This is a genomic window from Acinetobacter sp. ANC_7511 (assembly GCF_056779975.1).
Genome location: NZ_JBWYIY010000001.1, coordinates 77,348 through 93,904, shown reverse-complemented (window position 1 = coordinate 93,904; position 16,557 = coordinate 77,348). Strand labels below are relative to the sequence as shown.

Below are 16,557 nucleotides of genomic sequence, written 5' to 3'. Positions count from 1 at the left end.
AGTGAATAATTCATTTATTCGATAGTTTGACCTGTATAACCTTTGATAAATGTTAAGTAAGCAGAAGACTTCTGACCGTCAGCTTGCAGGATGGGACGAGTCACTTCGCCGTTAGCTGTCACGATTTTTAGATCAATTTGTTTTGCGTCTCTAAATGAGTTTAAAAAACTTACAGGAACGACAATAAAATTAGATGAATTCGTTACACCAGCTGCAGTTGCATATTGGGTTGGTTGAATTGTTGAATAGACATAAGGCTGACCATCAACAATAAAGTTCAATTGTTTTATATCGTGCTGTATAGTGTCATTTACATCTGCAGTTATTTTAAAACCATTACGCTTTTCATCATTCCAACGGAGTGCAAGCTCAGGGCAAATTTCATCAGTAGCACAGATGAGAGGTCCTTTGGTTACAACACGTTCTGGATAACTTCCTGCACAACCTGTTAATACAACCAATGCTGAAATAAGCGCTAGTTTGATTTTCATGATTTTACCTATTGTCTTGTTTATTATAACTGTGTACACAATTTGTTAAATCTAACGAAAAATTCTAAAAAATGAAATGCCTAGCAGTCTAATAACACGTTGCAGTTTTGTATCGATGATTAAAAAAAGACCCATAGTGGGTCTTTTTTTACTTTTGCTTAAATTGTTGGTAGCCACTTTTAAATGTTTGATAGGCAAACGATGCATGCCCATCTTTTAAAATGCTATGCGTAATAGCACCTTGATCTGTTACTACAGCAATATCGATAGATTTAGACTGATCAAACATAACGACAAAATTCATTGGTACATCAATGTAATTTGTAGAGTTAATGAGATCAGAATTGTTGACTGATCGTGTATTGGTTTGAGTTAAAGTTGTGTAAGGATAAGTTTGACCATCTAGCGTGAAAATCACTTGCTTGATATCAAAAGATTTTCGATCAAATAGATTGGTATGTACTCTAAATAAATTATTGCTCTGCTGTTTCCAATCAAATGTTAACTCAGTGCATGGTTTTGATGGTTCACAAATCACCTGACCACGTGTTTCAATTCGTTTGGCATTTTCTGAAGGTTTAAAATCAATAACATTAGATGCATAAGCTTTTGCAGAACTTGCATTTGGTTTATTGGATACAACTATACACCCACTCAGTGAAAGAGCAGTAAGAATAGATATAAATTGAACTTTCATTATTATCAACCAGTTAAATAGATGTTGTTTTTGTATATGCTAAATTTAGCATACAATCCATATAAATGTTAACCAGTTATCAAAAAATATATATTTATTGTCGTGTTTTGCTATTTTTCTTTTTGTGATGCTTGTCAGGTTGCTTGAATTAAGTTTAAAGGTGGTAAAAAATAATTGATTGAGTCCTTTATGGTCAAACGTTTCTATTTTTGATTGAACACTTTTCAAAAGGTGATATAACTAAAAATAAAGCGTTAATAAAAGAGTATGAAATGAAAACGACTGTGAAATATGTGGTGCTGAAGAGCAAAGACTATCAATTGGGCACTCCATTGTTTGAAGAAACCATCGAGGCAGACTATGCGTATTTCGATTCAATTCCATCAGTCATTCAGTACCAGAATCATGAGTTTAAAGTGAAGTCAAAAGAACTTAATCGAAAGCAAATATTTGATGACTTTGAAGAATCACAAACAATCTTAGTTAAAGTCATCGCACTGAATTAATTTAATGGCAGCCTTGAGCTGCCTTACTCATTCTCATCACTATTCATTATCTATTTTATAATATTATAGTTCTATTCGAAATTAAGCACGGTTCAATATGCACCAAACATTCCCAATCCAAAGTAGGTTAGGTGGATTCTACTTTTTCTATAGCACCATTGTGGATTATTATTAACTTAAAATTATATATTTATTAGTAGTTTATATAAATTTTAACGATGCTATAAAAGTCTTAAAAAATCACGTGTAGACTATTTGTAGACTGTTGAGAAGCATGATTTAATAAACTTACTGAAGGTTTATTGGATTAATCATGAAACTCAACAAGTCTAATGTTGATGCTATCCCATTGACGGATTCTGGTCAAAAAATTATTAGAGATACAGATTTGATCGGTTTCGCGATTCGAGTCACCACTAAATCAAAATCCTATATTGTAGAACGGAGACACGAGGGGAAACTTTATCGAGTCGTGATTGGGAAAGCGAACGAAATATCCGTAAATTCTGCTCGAGCAAAAGCCCAAATGATTTTGGCTCAAATCTCCAATGGGGAATACATTAGTCTAAATGAAAAAGTTTCCGTAAATAATTTTTTAAATATCACTGTCGATGAAGCTTTAAAGATTTATATCGATAGAAATGATTTCAAACCTAAAACAATTAGGCAGTATAAAAAATACTTTGATTTATACTTAAAGTGGTCAGATCGTACGCTCTTTGAAATAACAAAAAAGAAGTCCTGGATAAATTTATCGAAGTATCTGAGCTCAGCAAGTCATCAGCCAATGGTGCAATTTCATTGCTCGGCACGGTTTGGAAATATATTCATGTGCTTTATTCGACCTATGAAAACCCAATTTTAAAAAGCAATCCGGTAGATATTATTGCCGTAACTAAAGGCTGGAATAAGATTGAAAGTCGTAATAGGCATTTAGATAAAAGTATCATTCATAAGTACTACAACGCCGTTTTGAATTATGAGGATGAACTTAATCTAGAAAATACAGCACGATCCAACACGCATAGAGATATCATTTTATTTACCATGTATACCGGTTGTCGTCGTCAAGAAGTCTGCGGTCTTAAATGGGAAGATGTAAATTTTAAAGAAGGTATAGTTATTTTTAGAGACACGAAAAATGGTTCAAATCATGAGTTTCCAGTAGGGGACCACTTACTATCCGTACTAAAAGAAAGATACTTACTTAAAGAAAATGATTGGGTATTCCCGGCGACTAAACTTCCAACGTCTCATAATATTCACGCTACTGTAGTAGATACTGCACTCAAAAAAATAGGTACCCAAGTTAATTTTTATGTATCGATGCATGATTTTAGACGCACCTTCGCGACGATATGTAATTTACTAAGATTTAATATCTATGTGACTAAACGACTGCTAAACCATACTGCTAGACCGCGTTTAGATGTCACAGGTGGATATGTACAAATACCGATGGAGGAATTAAGAGCTTCCATGAATATGATTGAGGCTGTATACCAAGGAAAAATTGATTGTTTTAACTACGAAAGTGTCTGGGATGAAAGACTCAAACAATTAAAGGCAGGATAAACCTGCCTTTTTAATTATGCGTATTGTGCTGTGCAGGTGACAGTTCTTCTTTTTTCGAAAGCGAGTACATCAGCTTTTCTATAAGCAACTCGACGACCTATTTTGGTGTAGGGAAGTTCAGACCCATCACAGCGCATTCTGGCTAAAGTCCACGGGGAACAATCTAAATATAGAGCTACCAAATCTTGTCCAAACTTTTGATCATTAGGTGCATCTAAAAATGGTTTTAATAATTTAGATCGTTCATCTTCATTGATATTCTTAAAACTTTTCAAAGCCATGAAAACACCTCTGTTGTTTGTATTTGTTTTTCATTTTGAAAATCTGATACATAAATTTTTTTCATTACTTTCTCCAAGTTGCTTCTTTAAACTTTGCATTGATGACCAAAGAATCAATTTCACCAATACCAACATTTTCGAAAATATGGGTCATTCGCGTCCCGATCACTGTCAGTGTTCGGGTAATAGAGGAATAATTAAATTTCATGTTTTCACCATACTTTTCGCATAGTTATCTATATCGACTTTAACCGCTGCAAATTGCTTTACCTCAATCTGTGCCAAGGCATCTAAGCCTAAGTATTCACAAACGGTTTTAGTGTCTAAGCCACGTTCTGCAATGAAGTCTTGAAGCTGAGCAAGTTGCTCATTTGAAATGCCATTGAATTCAGGTGAATTGAGCCATTTCTTTTCATCTTTGTTGTATGGACAGCCTAGTTCTTTAGCCCGACGCTGAACTGCGTACCACATATCCATTACGTAACGATGGCCCTGAGGTAATGATTCAGTGAGTTGGTTTAAATCCCCAGCATGTTGAGCTTCTGAGCAACTTTGTTTCCAATTTTCAAAGTCTTCATCCGCTTTGATGGTTTCCAACTGCTCAGGTGTCATTCTGTTGATATGGTCTTTCGCTTGTTTAATGATGTCAGCCAAGAATGTAGGATTCTGTTTTAAGTCAGGTACCCACACCTCACCAGTTTCACCACCTAAGCCACCAGCATTTTTTGCATGATGAGTAGGGCAAGGCTTAAAGCTAATGACACGTGCATTTTTACCTTCACCTGTAGTCACGGTAGTCAGGTAACCCATAATGTCTGCAATACGGTAAAGCTCATTACGGTTCTTACCGCCTAGATCAGGACGATATACAATTTGTTCGCCGTTTTGATCTTCAGAAGCATGTGCAATGAAAACCACGTCCTTGCCTGATGCAATCAATGTATTTACATATTGTTTGAAGATATTGTTCGCTAAACCTTGAGCTTTTAATTTCAGTGAACCATCTTTTTGTTTGTTGGTATTGTTTAAGGCCAAGTGCGTCTTGATGCTTTCAAGCATGGCGCCAACAGTATCAATAACCACTGTGTTATATGGTGCTAAATCTTGAGGTGTGAGATTTGCTACATCCGACCATTGTTGAACTTGAACTACTGCACCACGACGAAGCTCACCAGTACGATGTGCACCTTTATCAAAGTCAAAGGAAATTGCTTTATCACCTGTAAAGCCAATCGAAGTTTTGCCAAGTCCTGGATCCGCATAGAGATAAATAATGATTGCTTGAACCAATAGTGTTTGGTTCGCTTCAATGATAGGAAGGGCCATTACACACCCCCTAACATGCGATTCTGATGCATGTGAGTGATCAACATTTGATTAATGTTGTAATGGTCATTGTGATCTGTAAAATCTGATACTGAGTTACCTAAGACATCGTGAATTTTGTCGATCGTCAGCGATGTAATCATTGCATCATCAAATTCACTACCAGGAACGCCGTAATCATTCGTAAACTTTTCATAGTCAAATGACACGTCGAGTGTGTATTCATCAAAACGTATTACAGCGTAGCCAGTCGATTCAGAAGTCAGTTTTAATGCTGCGACTGATGTTTGATTAGGTATATAGCTTGAGTAGCTAAGCTTCAAATCTGTCGCTTGAGGTTGTTTAGTGAAGACTAATGCACCAATCGTTACAGTAGATATCATTAAACTTACGGCGACGGTATTGAATGGGCTAAAATTTAGATTCATAATTGATCTCGCAGTGATGCAAAGCACCCATGAGTTCGAAGGCAGGGGTGCTTTTTTGTTGTGTACGAGATAAAGGTAAGTTAACTTACCTAAAATGTCAAATAGTAATTTAGCTTACCCAAGGTTGGGCCAATTTTCTGGTACAAGTGCATGTGGAGGTGCCCAAAATGGTTCAATCATACAATCTGTAAACCATTGTTCATTGAAAAGTGCATGTTCTGTAACAATGATTTGAAAATTAGGTACTTCCTCTTTTATAAAATTAATTAGGAACTTGAACAAGTTTTTTACTGCTTGAATATCATCTCTATTATAGTGTTTGTTATCGCGTAAATCAGTTTTGGCTTCTAATCCTAATTGAGGAAAGTATACTTGACTTGGTTGATCGAAAATTATGAAAGATGGAACTGGGCAACTAAAATTTTGAAAATAATAATGAAAAGCTAAAAGAGCAGAAATATGTAAAGCTAGATGATTAGCACCACTACCTATTTTATTCATAGGTATAGATTTTCCAGAAGATCTTGTTGTAATTAAAGTTAAATTTTTTAAATCGAATCTGGTTGTAGAAGTACCATGTTCATAATTTAATAGTTTCAAATACTCGGTAATTTTTAAAGAAATCTGAAAAATAATTGAATCTAATTTCTCCGAAATACTATCATACTCTTCAAGAGCTGTTTTTAGATCTGAAAGTTTGAGCTGTTTTTGAATTAATTCTTCTTGAAGGCTTTCAGACGATTTAATATTTATATTCTCGATGAAACTTTTAATTTTTCCAATTAAAATATAATAGTTTGCAAGATCGAATGAATCATTTAAATATGTATTATTGGCTTCATTGAGATCTGCAAGTTGATGATTTAGTTTGATAATATTTTTATCTATATCATTGATTCTCTTTGATAATTCATCAAAAACTTTGTCTTTATTAAGATCATCAGAAATCTTATTGTAAGTTTTTAGTTTTTTACTAATACTTACCAAGTCTGATTTAACTAAGTTAATAATTTCATTGAAACTTTGACTATCTGATAACTCTATATTTTTGAAAGCATTTATTGTAGATAGCCTAGATTCCAATAGTTTTTGATTTGTAAAATAAGTGTCTTTTTCTGAGAAAAATTTTTCTAGTAGAGACTGTTCAGTAATTAATTTGCTTTTTTCCTTTCGGAGCTCGAGAATTTCTCTTTGGATACTAACGATTGCTTCGGAAAAATCTTCTTGAAGATTAGCTTCACTAGTTTTTAATTTTACTAAACTTAAGAGTTTTTCTGGTGATAATACATTTGAAATGTCGATTTTAAAATTTGATGCTTCATTTTTTAGATGATCAAATATTAAATAGCTGCCATCATTTTGTTCATTTTCAATTCTTTTTTCAATTAAATTTATATCTTTTGATAACTGTTTGATTTTTTCGAAGATTATTCTATATTCTAAGGATTCCGCTTTCACGATAATTGGGAAAGTATCTTTAATGGCTTGAGGAATAAAACTTTCTGATTGTCTGTAGAACAAACTATCTTTATTTGCTATTAAAGATTGAGGCTGAAATAAATAAAATTTGGTATGAGATAAATTGATATTAAATGAAGTACGTGTTTGATTAGAATCAACATTCGTATATTCATTCGGAATATTCAGTAAATTATTAAATAACAAGGTTAAAGTATCATCATTAGAGTTATTTTCTAATTCTTTGAAATCACAAGCAGTGAGATCTACTCCTCTTTTTAACATTAACTGGCTACAGCTAGCTTTTCCATTTTCGGGTAGTTTCTTTGCAATCAATACATCTTGCTCACCTATAGTATAAATTACACTAACCCATGAAACCTTAGACGTGATAACACCTTCTGCAATTAAACAATCTGATTTTCCCAAGCAATATTCAATAATATTGATAATTGAAGATTTTCCAGTAGAGCTTAATCCTGTAATAATATTTAGCCCATTAATTTTGAAGTTAATACTTCTAACATCACCATTGTGACTATATATATGTATGGATTTAATTTTCATGGATTAATACCTAGCGTAATAAATATACCAGTTACATCATCTATTTTTGAAATAGAGTTAGAAATAGTATTAGAAGTTTGGAATTCATATTTAAGATTGGTTTTAAAGTAACTTTTATTTAGAAAATTATCATTCAATTCAATTGTGCCGTCTTGTACAGACAAAATTTTAGCTTCGGCAAGGAAAAGTAGGGCGTTGTTAGTGATCTCAATTGAGTTAAAGTATTTTAATGGGAATGATGAGTAAATATTTCTATTAGATTCAACTATATGGAAAAAATTTTTTCTACTATTATTTAGAAAGCATGATGCATAGTCTTCATTAAGTACTAAGGGGAGAATTACATGTATCAATGCTGGTGGGATACTTTTACCAGATTTTTTTTGATAATGATCAATGAAATTTGCAATAATCAGCGCACAATAAGATGGCGAAAATAAAGCTCTTGATTCACTAGGTTGTTTCTTAAAATCAGTCATTTTATACCTATCAAGGAAGTTTTGGCAGCCAATAGATTAAGTCGTCTTCTTTGTCAGCTAAGATATGAAAACTTCCTCTCGTTACATATTGTTCTGTAACTTTGGGTCTGATAAATATATTTGTGTTCTGAGCCCAACTAAAAATTGCACGTCCAATTTTTAACAATTCAGGTTGTGTAATTTCTTTATCATCAAAATATTGATCATCTTTAAATCGTTCCCATTCATCTATTAGTTTTTTTTCAAATTTTGATATTTCTTCAGATGTTACTAAATTGGATTTTAACCATTCAACTCTTTGATTATAGGCGCGGTAGAAGTCGAAAATAGAGCGTTGAAGTTGGGTGTCTCGTATGCTTATATGTTTCATTTTTTGTACAAAAAGAAATTCATTGTCCAAATAACTTGTTATATCAACTTGATCTTGTGTCAATTCATCAAATGTTATAGGAAGATTATCTACAAAATATTGCTCACTTATTTGTTGAAGTTTTGCACTTATATCTCTAACAATTAAAGGATCTTTTAAACTACCTGTCATTTTTTCAATAACTTTAGAAAACCACCATCCTTCTAATGTTTCGTATACATTATTTCTATATTGTTGGTTCACCGTTCTAAAATAATTATCCATAATATAATTAGGTATGTCATTGATTCTTATTGATTTATCTATAATTGTAATCCTGTTGAATAATTCAATTTTTTTAGAATCTTCAAGTGCTTTAAATTTTTCTCTGATAGGAATTATAGTTTTGTTAGTTGAAGTATCTAAAATTTCTTCAATTTGAGTTATATCCTTTAACTGAATAGTTCTCTTACTTCCATCTGTGATGATTTTTAAAAATGAGCTATCAGATACTTCAGCTGTTGTACATAATAAGAAATTTATTGGAGTAGTGATAATTTTTATTCTATCGATCCAGATATTGACTGATTTCCAGAAATCAACTGAAAGGTCTGTAAGAGTATCATTAATCTGTTTATGCTTTAATGATAGTAATTGTTTTCCATCCTTTGTATTAAGCTCTATATCATCTAATGCTTCAATATGGACTTCGCTCTCTTCATTGATTTTAAATGACTTGAGAAGAGCTAATCTTATTTGGTAATCGTAACCAATACTTGATGCAGCAGCAGCATAAGGATTATTTTTCAAAATAGTTTCCCCTCTATGAATTATAATGTGACATCTTTATAAATTATAATTATACATCTCTATAAAGGCCCACAACTTTTCCGACCAATTTACATCCATCTTCTAACGCTATAGCTTTTTCCAACCATTCAGGATTTAGCGGCTGCAAATACATGTTGTCAGTCTCAACAATTAGCTTCTTGAAAGTAGCAGCTTTACCACCCTCACTCGAAACAATGACTAGATCTCCAGTTTTTAAGTCACTTACTTGAAAGTCAGGATTCACATAAATTTTATCGCCAGGGCGGAAGTCTGGAAGCATGGACTCTCCAGATACTTCTAGTCCGTACCCATGTTTTCCACATTTAGGGTTTGGCGGTAACCACTCATCAAACTGTGTACCCGCAGGCACAGCTTCTACACTAGTCCAAGTACCAGCTTGAACCCACGAAATAACAGGAATTAATCGCCCTGAAATTTGAAAAGGCATGGATACATTTGAGTCAGAATTATCATTTGTGTCCCCATTTAATAAATATGCAGGAGATACGCTAAGTACTTTTGCTAGTGCCATTAAACTTTCATGTTTAGGAAGATTGTCGTCTTTTTCCCAATAAATAACGGATGTCTTAGACACGCCTATCGCATCAGCAATTTGTTGTTGCGTAATTTTTTTATTTTTTCTTAGTTCTTTCAGGCGAGTTCCTAAAGTTTCCATAATTTTTTGCCCATTTTCAATGTAAGGAATCTTACCATTTGACTAGGTAAGTTTTATGTTATTTAATAAGGTAAGAAAAGTTACCTAATCGAGTGCACTTAATGACAAAACAAGAAGCATTAGAGCTTTTGAATTGCAACGTTACAGACTTAGCTTTGAAACTAGGAATTAGCTCTCAAGCAATCAGTCAATGGTCAGAAAATAAAATTCCACTTGTGCGTGAATATCAAATAAGAGATTTGGCCAAAGGCTTATTACCTTTAAAAAGAAGTACATCAATAAATTAAGCCGCATCAAATTTAAAAACACGTTCAAAGGAAGCCGTTATGAACTTATTAGATGCTGCTTATCACACCGTGCACGACTACAAAGGTGGAGCAAACGCACTCGCACCCCGTATGGACATGAAAAGTCCCGCCGTGCTCAATAGCAAAGTCAATCCAAATACAGACACCCATCACTTGACGCTAGTAGAAGCATCCAAGCTGATGGCGTTAACGAATGACTACCGAATACTTCAAAGCCTCAATGCCCAACACGGCAAAGTCGCAATCAACCTGCCTGTCATACCCGAATGCAGAGATACAGCACTCACAGATTTGGTGCTGAGCTTTGGGATGAAAGGCGGAAACGTCTACACGCTATTTAAAGAAATGATGGCAGACGGACGTATCACACGCGGAGAAGCCATAGACATGTCTAAGGTCATTCACCGACTACACGAAATACTGGCCGAACTGGATGCACAAATACACCAGTGCGTAGAAGACAAATAGAGGTAACCCATATGAGTTTAGATGCAACGATTTGGGCTTGGAGAGCGGATGTAGACAGTTCTACACAACGCCTCATATTGCTATCACTGGCAGACCGCGCAGGGGAAGACCACAAATGCTACCCAAGCATTATGCGAATGGTCAAAGACACCAAGATGAACCGCAAAACCATCATCAAAGTTTTAGACGACCTAGAGAAAAAAGCCTTTATTAAATATACAGGGAAGATCGTCGGCAACGGCGTAAAAGTCTACCAACTGCTGGGTGTGGTCGGTCGGGAAGATCATCCAACCAGTACCAAAAAGGGGACTAGTGGTAAAAACGGGACTAGTTCCAATTTAGGTACAGGTTCCTATATTGGTACTAGTACCGAAAACGGAACAAGTACCAGTCCCAAAAACGGTACCGAGACCAGTACCGAAATTGGGACACAGAATCTCCCAATGAATCTCCCATTTGAATCTAAAAATAAAAAAGGGTGGCTTTGCTTCAAAAAACTTCGTGAAGAAATTTTTCTGGCTGATCCCGATTTGGATTTTGAAATGCTCATGAACGCAACTTGGGGTGATCGTGAAAAACGTGCATTTGAAATATACAACGCTGGAAAGAATCTCTGTGATGAACTGATGAATTTCCATTTTGCAGATTGGTTGATCAACGCATACCGCACCAAGTACTCAAATTTCACTGGCCATCAGAAATTAAATTCTACTGCAGAACCAAAATACCTCACTGACAAACAGATTCAGGTGTTTGCTCAGAAATTAGCTAAGCACCCAGAGTTTGCTGGTAAGTACGCTGAGCCAGGCGAGTCCTATGAAAAACTTGCAGCTCGTATCTCAATGAAACTTGAAAAACCTGAACAGGCGAAAAAGTGGGAATCCTATTTGAAACAAGTAGGTTTCAACGGCGTGCTAATGGGAGGTGCAGCGTGACTGAAGCTGATCGCACGATTACAAACCTGATGATCTTGAGAATTATGTCTTCAACGAATGGAAGAATCTCTGTGAAACAAATTTTCGATGAGATTCAACCGAACATGGGAATTTCAATCCGTAGCCTGCAACGTTATTTGAATGGACTAGCGAATTGGGGGCTCGTGGAAAAGGATGGCCAAACTCCGCAGGGATTCAGATTGAGCAAATCAGCAAGGGAATTATTTGCTGATATCGCTTTTGGAAAATCAGTATGACAAGTATTTCCCTTGCTGAATATAAAAGCTTGTACGGCTCAAAGAGTAAAAATGTACTTAAGTCAAAATCTCCGCGCCGTGATAAGCAAATTGAAAGTATGGGAGAGTCGATATTAGCTTTACAACTTAAGGCGCACAGAATCGAATTTGAGAGAGAGTTTAGGTTTCATCCCAAACGTAAATGGAGAGCTGATTTCCATCTAAACTGCAAAAAAATATTGATCGAGGTTGAAGGTGGAATATGGAGTGGAGGTAGACACACTAGAGGCAAAGGTTATATCGACGATATGGAAAAATACAACGCAGCAACAATGATGGGTTACCAGGTAATACGGTTTAGTACAGAACAAGTGAAATCAGGTTTAGCAATACAACAAATTGAGAAGATGGTAGGGGAATAGTCATGGTTGTAGCAGAGGCAACGAAACAACATATTTTACAAACAATAGATTGGTCACGTTTTGATTTAGAAGGATGGTTACACCAATTCGGCGCATGGATGAATTCAGTTAGTGGAACATGTAGCCAAAGTATTAATCCAATTGCAGTGGCCATGGATCATGCCACTAAGAAAAGAAAACAGAAAAAACTGACCGATTTACAGGAATCAAAAATCATTGTTGATTTCCTGACTGGTGATTATCAATTACCAAAATTAAAGCAGACAAAAATTGTGTGTCAGATTGATGATAATGAAGCACGCGCCGTACAACGTTTAATATTAGATATGCAGGGACAATCTGAAGTTTTAGATGATTGGATGGATGCAGTTATTGATCGTTATTTTTATGGGAATTCTTGGTCTGAAATGGTACGAGAGAATCGTACTCAAGCAGATTCAAGAATGGATGTTAAGTGCGGTTTAGCTGCTTTGCATAGTCGGTATGGGTTTGTTGGATATAAAAAAAGCACCAAATAAGGTGCTTAATTAATCGTTCTTGAAGTATTAATTTATTTAAATTTATTTGGGACATTTAAAAATTGACTATAGTTTTCAGGGAGGTAAGTGATTACTTCAAGTCTATCTAAGTTAATTCCATAACATTTATAGTTGCCACACAGAATAGGTTTGACTCTGAATTGTTCGTTATTTTGTTTGATATAACCAGTAGTGTATTCACAAATTTCAGATGTCTTAATCTTATCAACAGTAGAAATAATATCTTTTTTACCTTTATTATAGAATGTAAGAATGAGCAATAGACTAAAAATAAATATAAAGAAATAGATAGTAGTAGTAAACCAAAATGAATTTACCATTTTGACAAACTTAGAGTAAATAATCGGTTTCTGAAATTCAAAACTAGATAATAGTGCATCAACTCTGAATTTTTCATTTTCTTTTTCTGAAGGGTGAATCGCCAAAACATGTAATAAAAATGCTATGGCTAAATACAACATAGAAAATGCAATTAATAATGCTAGTTTATTTAAATTATCTAAAAACGTAGTAGATAGATTTAAATAACCAAAAAATGAAACCTCAAAATAATTCATTCCTAAGGATGAGATGTCTATTCCCAACGGTTCACTTATTCCTGAAAAATAAGCAATTTGGCAACCATAAATGAGTGCTGGTAAATAAATAAGGAAAAAAGATATTCTTTTTAAGAAGCTTTCAAGTGAATTATGCATTTCAATCCTTAAATGTCTCATTCAAAGCTTGTTGAACGGCGTCTACACGTGATTTACAGGCTTTATATGCTGACATCGATTCTTCAACAATTTTCATCAAATTATCAATATCTGGTTCATCTTGAGACTCAAGGAGCTCGGCGTTCTTTTTGAGAATTTCATAGCCTTCTTTAAATGTTAATTCTTTCTTAGTCATTGCTAGATACCTGAGTCACATTGGCATTGATAATACCATCCTGTAATTCTACTTGAATGCTATGACCTGATATTTGTTGAATAGAACGTATGGCTTTGCCTTGGCTACGGACGATACCAAAACCTTTGGCCATAACATTTTTGGGATTCTGAAGTAATGTTTCGCGCATGAGAGATTCAACTTGCTGAGAAGCCAGCTTAACCTGTTGCTGAGCTAAATATTGAGTGGTGTCTTTAATTAAGTCTAAATTTCGATTAGTTAAACTAATTTGATTATTCGCCAGTGTCTTGATTGACTTTATGTATTGATCATTCTGGCTTTGATACGCCGTGATCTGATGCTGAGATAACAACTTAATAGTTTGTAGAGAATCAGATACATTTTGGACACGCTCTACAATCAAATTACGTATACCTCCAATGACCTTACTGGGTGTATCAAAAGATCGATGTGCAATTTCATCTAAAATCGTTCGGTCTTTTTCATGGCCAATACCGACCCAGATAGGGACGGAACGCTTACAAAGCAGAGCTGCCAAATCAAAATCATTTAAATATGCTAAATCATTTACAGATCCACCACCGCGTATAAGAACGATGAGATCAGGGGCAACTTCATAATCTTTGACCCATTGCTTAAGGGCAGTTATTAAAGAATCTCGGATACTTGTTGGCGCTGTATTGCCTTGGAAAGTTGCACTGTGATAAACGAAATGGCAGACACCGGCTTTGTCTAATGCGTCAGCATCCTTTTTGAAATCGCCTAAACCTGCAGCATTTTCAGGTGCAATGACCAGGACATTTTGAATATCAAACGGCGTAGGTAGCTGTTTATTTTTATCTGTAAGACCTTCGGTTTGTAATTTTTCTAATGTCTGCTGATAGCGCCGTGCTATATCACCTAACGTAAAGCTTGAATCAATATCTTCTACATTAACTGAGAAACCATATTGAGGGTCAAACTTGGCTTTAACTTTTATCAGAACATTAAGATCTCGTGATAACTCAATACCACTTTCACGTTCGAACTTTAGAACCATCTTTTGAGCAGAAGACTTCCAAATAGTCGCTTTACAACTGGCGATCACTTTGTCTGAACCTTCCTCTTTTTCTGCCAGCTCAAGATAATAATGTCCGCTTTTAATATTTAAATTTCTTATCTCTGCTTTGACCCAAACAGGTTCATCAAAGGTGACCCGTATAACTTCTTGAACAGTGGATAAATATTCACTTAAGGTTAGCTTGTAATCAGACATCATTGAGCAGCGAGATGAGGTTACTAAAAATACTAACGAACATATTGTTCAAAGACAATGATGAATGTTTGACCTTGCACAAGGGTTATGGCATATTTCAGCTATAGTGACCGAAGTGTACGTTGATACATGAAGTTAATTTAAAAGCTCGCCAAATGGTGGGCTTTTTTGTTATCAATATTTCTTTTTTTTGGTGATAAAGTTACGAAGTATAGTGTTTTAAACGTTTGTTTGTTCTGAAAGCTTTAATAACAGGCAGTTGTCATTGTTTGAACTTTTAAATAAGGCATAATGGGCTTCTTAAACTTAGAGCTAATTTTTATTTATGGTAGATGTAAACCAGTTAAACAATATTTTTAAAGAAACATTAGCGAATAATAAAAAACCTGAAAGAATATTGATAGGCTACAAGCTATATGCAGAGTTAATGAAAGATAGATGGTTTTTTGAAGAGGTAGTAGGATCCGCTATGAATCCTAGTAAGCGTACTTATCAAAATATTAAAATTAAGATTACTCAAGATGATAGACAGCTTGAATTAAAATCTTCGGGTTAATGAATTCTTCTAATATAATATTGTAACTTATTGCTAATGCTACGCTTTTAGAAATTGAATATTATTTATGCACAGGACCTAACCTGTTCTTCAATTTTACCTCCTCACCCAGGAGGTATTTTTTTGCCATTTAAATTATTAACATAATTAATCGTTCATTGAATTAGCAAGTTAAAGCGATAAATAAATTCCCTTACATTAACTTTATTTTTCAAGTTTAAAGGGGTGTTAATGTGATCTTGGGTTGTAACCGTAAGCAATACGGAAGTGTTCAAGTTGAAATACGGAATTGCGTTTTCCTTTCAACAAACTTGGATGTTTAACATCTAACTTGAATTTCTAACGCATGCATGTATTTGCACCATGCCAACCTAAAGGGCTCGCAGGTAAGAGCAAGCCCTTTTTGAAGTACTTGCCGAACTTATTACGGCACTAAACCTCACTAACGTAATTGTTAGTGGGGTTTCTTTTGTTTGAAATATTGTATTAACGCGGTAGGGACTTATATGACAGATCGTGTGCAAGCTAAACAAGATTTACAGTTCTGTTGTGCGGAGCTGGCTAAATATCAAAACCTCAGCCGTTCAGGACTTAAGCGTCATCAAATGATTGCGATTGATGAAATCATGATTGAGCTTAAGGAGCGCATCCGAAACTTACGGAACGTATTATATTAAAAAATTTTTAAATTTATATCTTGAATTACTTGTGTTAAACCCAAAGTATTAATTTCATTAGTACTTTTAGAGAAAAAAATGAGTGAAGACAATAATCAAGAATTAGTTGTAGGAACAGTGGTTAAGTCCGTAGCAGGTGGCCCAGATATGTCTGTGAACAAACTTATGACTACTGGACAAAATATAGGACAATATCGCTGTCAGTGGTTTGCTGGAAAGAAATTGGAGTCAGGCTTCTTTTATAAAAGTGAGTTAGTACTGGTTAAAGAGGAGCAGCAAGCAGGGTCTACTCCCAGTTCAGAGCCTGAACTTGAGTGATGTGATTCATTGGATGCTTAATAATTTGGAAAAAGATGGATGTCTCTATCAAGAAGATGTGGTTGATTTCCTTGTAAAACAAAACCAAATGGATTTTTTGAAAGAAAATACAGATGGAAACTTGGTTCTTAAGCTCAATGTAAATAGTGGATTCAAAATGCAAACTGAAGATAATGTGGTTTGGGTTAAGCCAGATCGATATTGGCGTTATCGAATTGCTGAAGATGAGACTGGCAGAGAAGCTAGAGGTTAAATTTAAGCTACCGTAAGGTGGCTTTTTTAATGGAA

General features: G+C 34.7%; 24 protein-coding genes and 1 pseudogene. 12 read left to right on the top strand and 13 right to left on the bottom strand.

Features of this window, described 5'->3' with window-relative positions:
- Positions 1-14: 14 nt before the first annotated feature.
- Together AC1M9L_RS00535 and AC1M9L_RS00530 are read right to left on the bottom strand one after the other, a co-directional pair.
- On the bottom strand, positions 15-491 hold the full coding sequence (locus AC1M9L_RS00535) for a hypothetical protein (protein ID WP_035263591.1): 477 nt from the start codon (positions 489-491) through the stop codon (positions 15-17).
- Between the two features lie 148 nt (positions 492-639).
- Positions 640-1,188 carry a hypothetical protein gene (locus AC1M9L_RS00530; RefSeq protein WP_179998064.1) on the bottom strand — a complete coding sequence of 183 codons (549 nt, stop codon included), beginning with the start codon at positions 1,186-1,188 and terminating at the stop codon, positions 640-642.
- Positions 1,189-1,460: 272 nt separating this feature from the next.
- Here AC1M9L_RS00530 and AC1M9L_RS00525 point away from each other — a divergent pair, with 272 nt between their 5' ends.
- Both AC1M9L_RS00525 and AC1M9L_RS00520 read left to right on the top strand, forming a co-directional pair.
- Complete coding sequence (locus AC1M9L_RS00525) at positions 1,461-1,694, top strand: hypothetical protein (RefSeq protein ID WP_035270711.1); 234 nt, start codon at positions 1,461-1,463, stop codon at positions 1,692-1,694.
- Between the two features lie 313 nt (positions 1,695-2,007).
- A pseudogene (locus AC1M9L_RS00520) lies at positions 2,008-3,269 on the top strand (tyrosine-type recombinase/integrase).
- Positions 3,270-3,283: 14 nt separating this feature from the next.
- On the opposite strand, the gene AC1M9L_RS00515 reads toward AC1M9L_RS00520, so the two are convergent.
- The 8 genes from AC1M9L_RS00515 to AC1M9L_RS00480 form a co-directional block, all read right to left on the bottom strand.
- Entirely contained in the window at positions 3,284-3,550 is a 267-nt protein-coding gene (locus AC1M9L_RS00515; RefSeq protein WP_481589973.1) for a helix-turn-helix domain-containing protein, read from the bottom strand.
- A 64-nt stretch (positions 3,551-3,614) separates the two neighbouring features.
- Positions 3,615-3,758 carry a hypothetical protein gene (locus AC1M9L_RS00510; RefSeq protein ID WP_481591024.1) on the bottom strand — a complete coding sequence of 48 codons (144 nt, stop codon included), beginning with the start codon at positions 3,756-3,758 and terminating at the stop codon, positions 3,615-3,617.
- On the bottom strand, positions 3,755-4,876 hold the full coding sequence (locus AC1M9L_RS00505) for an ATP-binding protein (RefSeq protein WP_481591023.1): 1,122 nt from the start codon (positions 4,874-4,876) through the stop codon (positions 3,755-3,757). Before AC1M9L_RS00505 ends, AC1M9L_RS00510 begins: the two co-directional genes overlap by 4 nt.
- Complete coding sequence (locus AC1M9L_RS00500) at positions 4,876-5,304, bottom strand: hypothetical protein (RefSeq protein WP_481591022.1); 429 nt, start codon at positions 5,302-5,304, stop codon at positions 4,876-4,878. Before AC1M9L_RS00500 ends, AC1M9L_RS00505 begins: the two co-directional genes overlap by 1 nt.
- Positions 5,305-5,418: 114 nt before the next feature.
- Complete coding sequence (locus tag AC1M9L_RS00495; protein WP_481591021.1) at positions 5,419-7,329, bottom strand: DUF3732 domain-containing protein; 1,911 nt, start codon at positions 7,327-7,329, stop codon at positions 5,419-5,421.
- Positions 7,326-7,808 carry a three component ABC system middle component gene (locus tag AC1M9L_RS00490; RefSeq protein WP_481591020.1) on the bottom strand — a complete coding sequence of 161 codons (483 nt, stop codon included), beginning with the start codon at positions 7,806-7,808 and terminating at the stop codon, positions 7,326-7,328. Before AC1M9L_RS00490 ends, AC1M9L_RS00495 begins: the two co-directional genes overlap by 4 nt.
- 10 nt (positions 7,809-7,818) lie before the next feature.
- Positions 7,819-8,967, bottom strand: coding sequence for an ABC-three component system protein (locus AC1M9L_RS00485; protein WP_481591019.1), 1,149 nt, complete (start codon positions 8,965-8,967; stop codon positions 7,819-7,821).
- A 49-nt stretch (positions 8,968-9,016) separates the two neighbouring features.
- Positions 9,017-9,664 (bottom strand): LexA family protein, encoded by a 648-nt coding sequence (locus AC1M9L_RS00480; protein WP_481591018.1) that lies wholly within the window; start codon positions 9,662-9,664, stop codon positions 9,017-9,019.
- A gap of 101 nt (positions 9,665-9,765) precedes the next feature.
- Here AC1M9L_RS00480 and AC1M9L_RS00475 point away from each other — a divergent pair, with 101 nt between their 5' ends.
- The 6 genes from AC1M9L_RS00475 to AC1M9L_RS00450 are packed head-to-tail and all read left to right on the top strand — an operon-like array spanning position 9,766 to position 12,551.
- A complete protein-coding gene (locus tag AC1M9L_RS00475; RefSeq protein WP_116763120.1) occupies positions 9,766-9,951 on the top strand; it encodes a Cro/CI family transcriptional regulator in 186 nt (61 codons plus the stop codon).
- Positions 9,952-9,990: 39 nt separating this feature from the next.
- Positions 9,991-10,440: a phage regulatory CII family protein gene (locus AC1M9L_RS00470; RefSeq protein WP_481591017.1), complete on the top strand. Its 450-nt coding sequence runs from the start codon at positions 9,991-9,993 to the stop codon at positions 10,438-10,440.
- Between the two features lie 11 nt (positions 10,441-10,451).
- Positions 10,452-11,375, top strand: a complete 924-nt coding sequence (locus tag AC1M9L_RS00465; protein WP_481591016.1) for a helix-turn-helix domain-containing protein — start codon at positions 10,452-10,454, stop codon at positions 11,373-11,375.
- Positions 11,372-11,632: a helix-turn-helix domain-containing protein gene (locus AC1M9L_RS00460; protein WP_179998045.1), complete on the top strand. Its 261-nt coding sequence runs from the start codon at positions 11,372-11,374 to the stop codon at positions 11,630-11,632. The genes AC1M9L_RS00465 and AC1M9L_RS00460 overlap by 4 nt, the downstream gene beginning before the upstream one ends.
- Complete coding sequence (locus tag AC1M9L_RS00455) at positions 11,629-12,033, top strand: DUF559 domain-containing protein (RefSeq protein WP_481591015.1); 405 nt, start codon at positions 11,629-11,631, stop codon at positions 12,031-12,033. Before AC1M9L_RS00460 ends, AC1M9L_RS00455 begins: the two co-directional genes overlap by 4 nt.
- A 2-nt stretch (positions 12,034-12,035) precedes the next feature.
- The gene (locus AC1M9L_RS00450; RefSeq protein WP_481591014.1) at positions 12,036-12,551 is read left to right on the top strand and encodes a hypothetical protein; all 516 of its coding nucleotides are present in this window, start codon (positions 12,036-12,038) and stop codon (positions 12,549-12,551) included.
- 32 nt (positions 12,552-12,583) lie between these two features.
- On the opposite strand, the gene AC1M9L_RS00445 is transcribed toward AC1M9L_RS00450, so the two are convergent.
- From AC1M9L_RS00445 to xseA, 3 genes are read right to left on the bottom strand one after another with little or no spacing between them, the layout of a single operon-like run.
- Complete coding sequence (locus AC1M9L_RS00445; protein WP_481591013.1) at positions 12,584-13,267, bottom strand: hypothetical protein; 684 nt, start codon at positions 13,265-13,267, stop codon at positions 12,584-12,586.
- Between the two features lies 1 nt (position 13,268).
- Complete coding sequence (gene xseB / locus AC1M9L_RS00440; protein WP_481591012.1) at positions 13,269-13,463, bottom strand: exodeoxyribonuclease VII small subunit; 195 nt, start codon at positions 13,461-13,463, stop codon at positions 13,269-13,271.
- A complete protein-coding gene (gene xseA, locus AC1M9L_RS00435) occupies positions 13,456-14,718 on the bottom strand; it encodes an exodeoxyribonuclease VII large subunit (RefSeq protein WP_481591011.1) in 1,263 nt (420 codons plus the stop codon). Before xseA ends, xseB begins: the two co-directional genes overlap by 8 nt.
- A 325-nt stretch (positions 14,719-15,043) precedes the next feature.
- Here xseA and AC1M9L_RS00430 point away from each other — a divergent pair, with 325 nt between their 5' ends.
- The 4 genes from AC1M9L_RS00430 to AC1M9L_RS00415 all read left to right on the top strand — a co-directional run bounded on the left by AC1M9L_RS00430 (position 15,044) and on the right by AC1M9L_RS00415 (position 16,522).
- Positions 15,044-15,274, top strand: a complete 231-nt coding sequence (locus AC1M9L_RS00430) for a hypothetical protein (protein WP_481591010.1) — start codon at positions 15,044-15,046, stop codon at positions 15,272-15,274.
- A gap of 506 nt (positions 15,275-15,780) precedes the next feature.
- Entirely contained in the window at positions 15,781-15,951 is a 171-nt protein-coding gene (locus tag AC1M9L_RS00425) for a hypothetical protein (protein ID WP_481591009.1), read from the top strand.
- A 78-nt stretch (positions 15,952-16,029) separates the two neighbouring features.
- Complete coding sequence (locus tag AC1M9L_RS00420) at positions 16,030-16,269, top strand: DUF2158 domain-containing protein (RefSeq protein WP_481591008.1); 240 nt, start codon at positions 16,030-16,032, stop codon at positions 16,267-16,269.
- Between the two features lies 1 nt (position 16,270).
- The gene (locus tag AC1M9L_RS00415) at positions 16,271-16,522 is read left to right on the top strand and encodes a DUF6953 family protein (protein WP_481591127.1); all 252 of its coding nucleotides are present in this window, start codon (positions 16,271-16,273) and stop codon (positions 16,520-16,522) included.
- Positions 16,523-16,557 lie beyond the last annotated feature (35 nt).

Coding starts and splice junctions, on each gene's coding strand:
- AC1M9L_RS00445 (WP_481591013.1), bottom strand. CDS start 13,267: ATGCATAATTCACTTGAAAGCTTCTTAAAAAGAATATCTTTTTTCCTT.
- AC1M9L_RS00525 (WP_035270711.1), top strand. CDS start 1,461: ATGAAAACGACTGTGAAATATGTGGTGCTGAAGAGCAAAGACTATCAA.
- AC1M9L_RS00450 (WP_481591014.1), top strand. CDS start 12,036: ATGGTTGTAGCAGAGGCAACGAAACAACATATTTTACAAACAATAGAT.
- AC1M9L_RS00470 (WP_481591017.1), top strand. CDS start 9,991: ATGAACTTATTAGATGCTGCTTATCACACCGTGCACGACTACAAAGGT.
- AC1M9L_RS00535 (WP_035263591.1), bottom strand. CDS start 491: ATGAAAATCAAACTAGCGCTTATTTCAGCATTGGTTGTATTAACAGGT.
- AC1M9L_RS00505 (WP_481591023.1), bottom strand. CDS start 4,876: ATGGCCCTTCCTATCATTGAAGCGAACCAAACACTATTGGTTCAAGCA.
- xseB (WP_481591012.1), bottom strand. CDS start 13,463: ATGACTAAGAAAGAATTAACATTTAAAGAAGGCTATGAAATTCTCAAA.
- AC1M9L_RS00480 (WP_481591018.1), bottom strand. CDS start 9,664: ATGGAAACTTTAGGAACTCGCCTGAAAGAACTAAGAAAAAATAAAAAA.
- AC1M9L_RS00510 (WP_481591024.1), bottom strand. CDS start 3,758: ATGAAATTTAATTATTCCTCTATTACCCGAACACTGACAGTGATCGGG.
- xseA (WP_481591011.1), bottom strand. CDS start 14,718: ATGTCTGATTACAAGCTAACCTTAAGTGAATATTTATCCACTGTTCAA.
- AC1M9L_RS00475 (WP_116763120.1), top strand. CDS start 9,766: ATGACAAAACAAGAAGCATTAGAGCTTTTGAATTGCAACGTTACAGAC.
- AC1M9L_RS00425 (WP_481591009.1), top strand. CDS start 15,781: ATGACAGATCGTGTGCAAGCTAAACAAGATTTACAGTTCTGTTGTGCG.
- AC1M9L_RS00490 (WP_481591020.1), bottom strand. CDS start 7,808: ATGACTGATTTTAAGAAACAACCTAGTGAATCAAGAGCTTTATTTTCG.
- AC1M9L_RS00500 (WP_481591022.1), bottom strand. CDS start 5,304: ATGAATCTAAATTTTAGCCCATTCAATACCGTCGCCGTAAGTTTAATG.
- AC1M9L_RS00455 (WP_481591015.1), top strand. CDS start 11,629: ATGACAAGTATTTCCCTTGCTGAATATAAAAGCTTGTACGGCTCAAAG.
- AC1M9L_RS00465 (WP_481591016.1), top strand. CDS start 10,452: ATGAGTTTAGATGCAACGATTTGGGCTTGGAGAGCGGATGTAGACAGT.
- AC1M9L_RS00420 (WP_481591008.1), top strand. CDS start 16,030: ATGAGTGAAGACAATAATCAAGAATTAGTTGTAGGAACAGTGGTTAAG.
- AC1M9L_RS00530 (WP_179998064.1), bottom strand. CDS start 1,188: ATGAAAGTTCAATTTATATCTATTCTTACTGCTCTTTCACTGAGTGGG.
- AC1M9L_RS00430 (WP_481591010.1), top strand. CDS start 15,044: ATGGTAGATGTAAACCAGTTAAACAATATTTTTAAAGAAACATTAGCG.
- AC1M9L_RS00495 (WP_481591021.1), bottom strand. CDS start 7,329: ATGAAAATTAAATCCATACATATATATAGTCACAATGGTGATGTTAGA.
- AC1M9L_RS00515 (WP_481589973.1), bottom strand. CDS start 3,550: ATGGCTTTGAAAAGTTTTAAGAATATCAATGAAGATGAACGATCTAAA.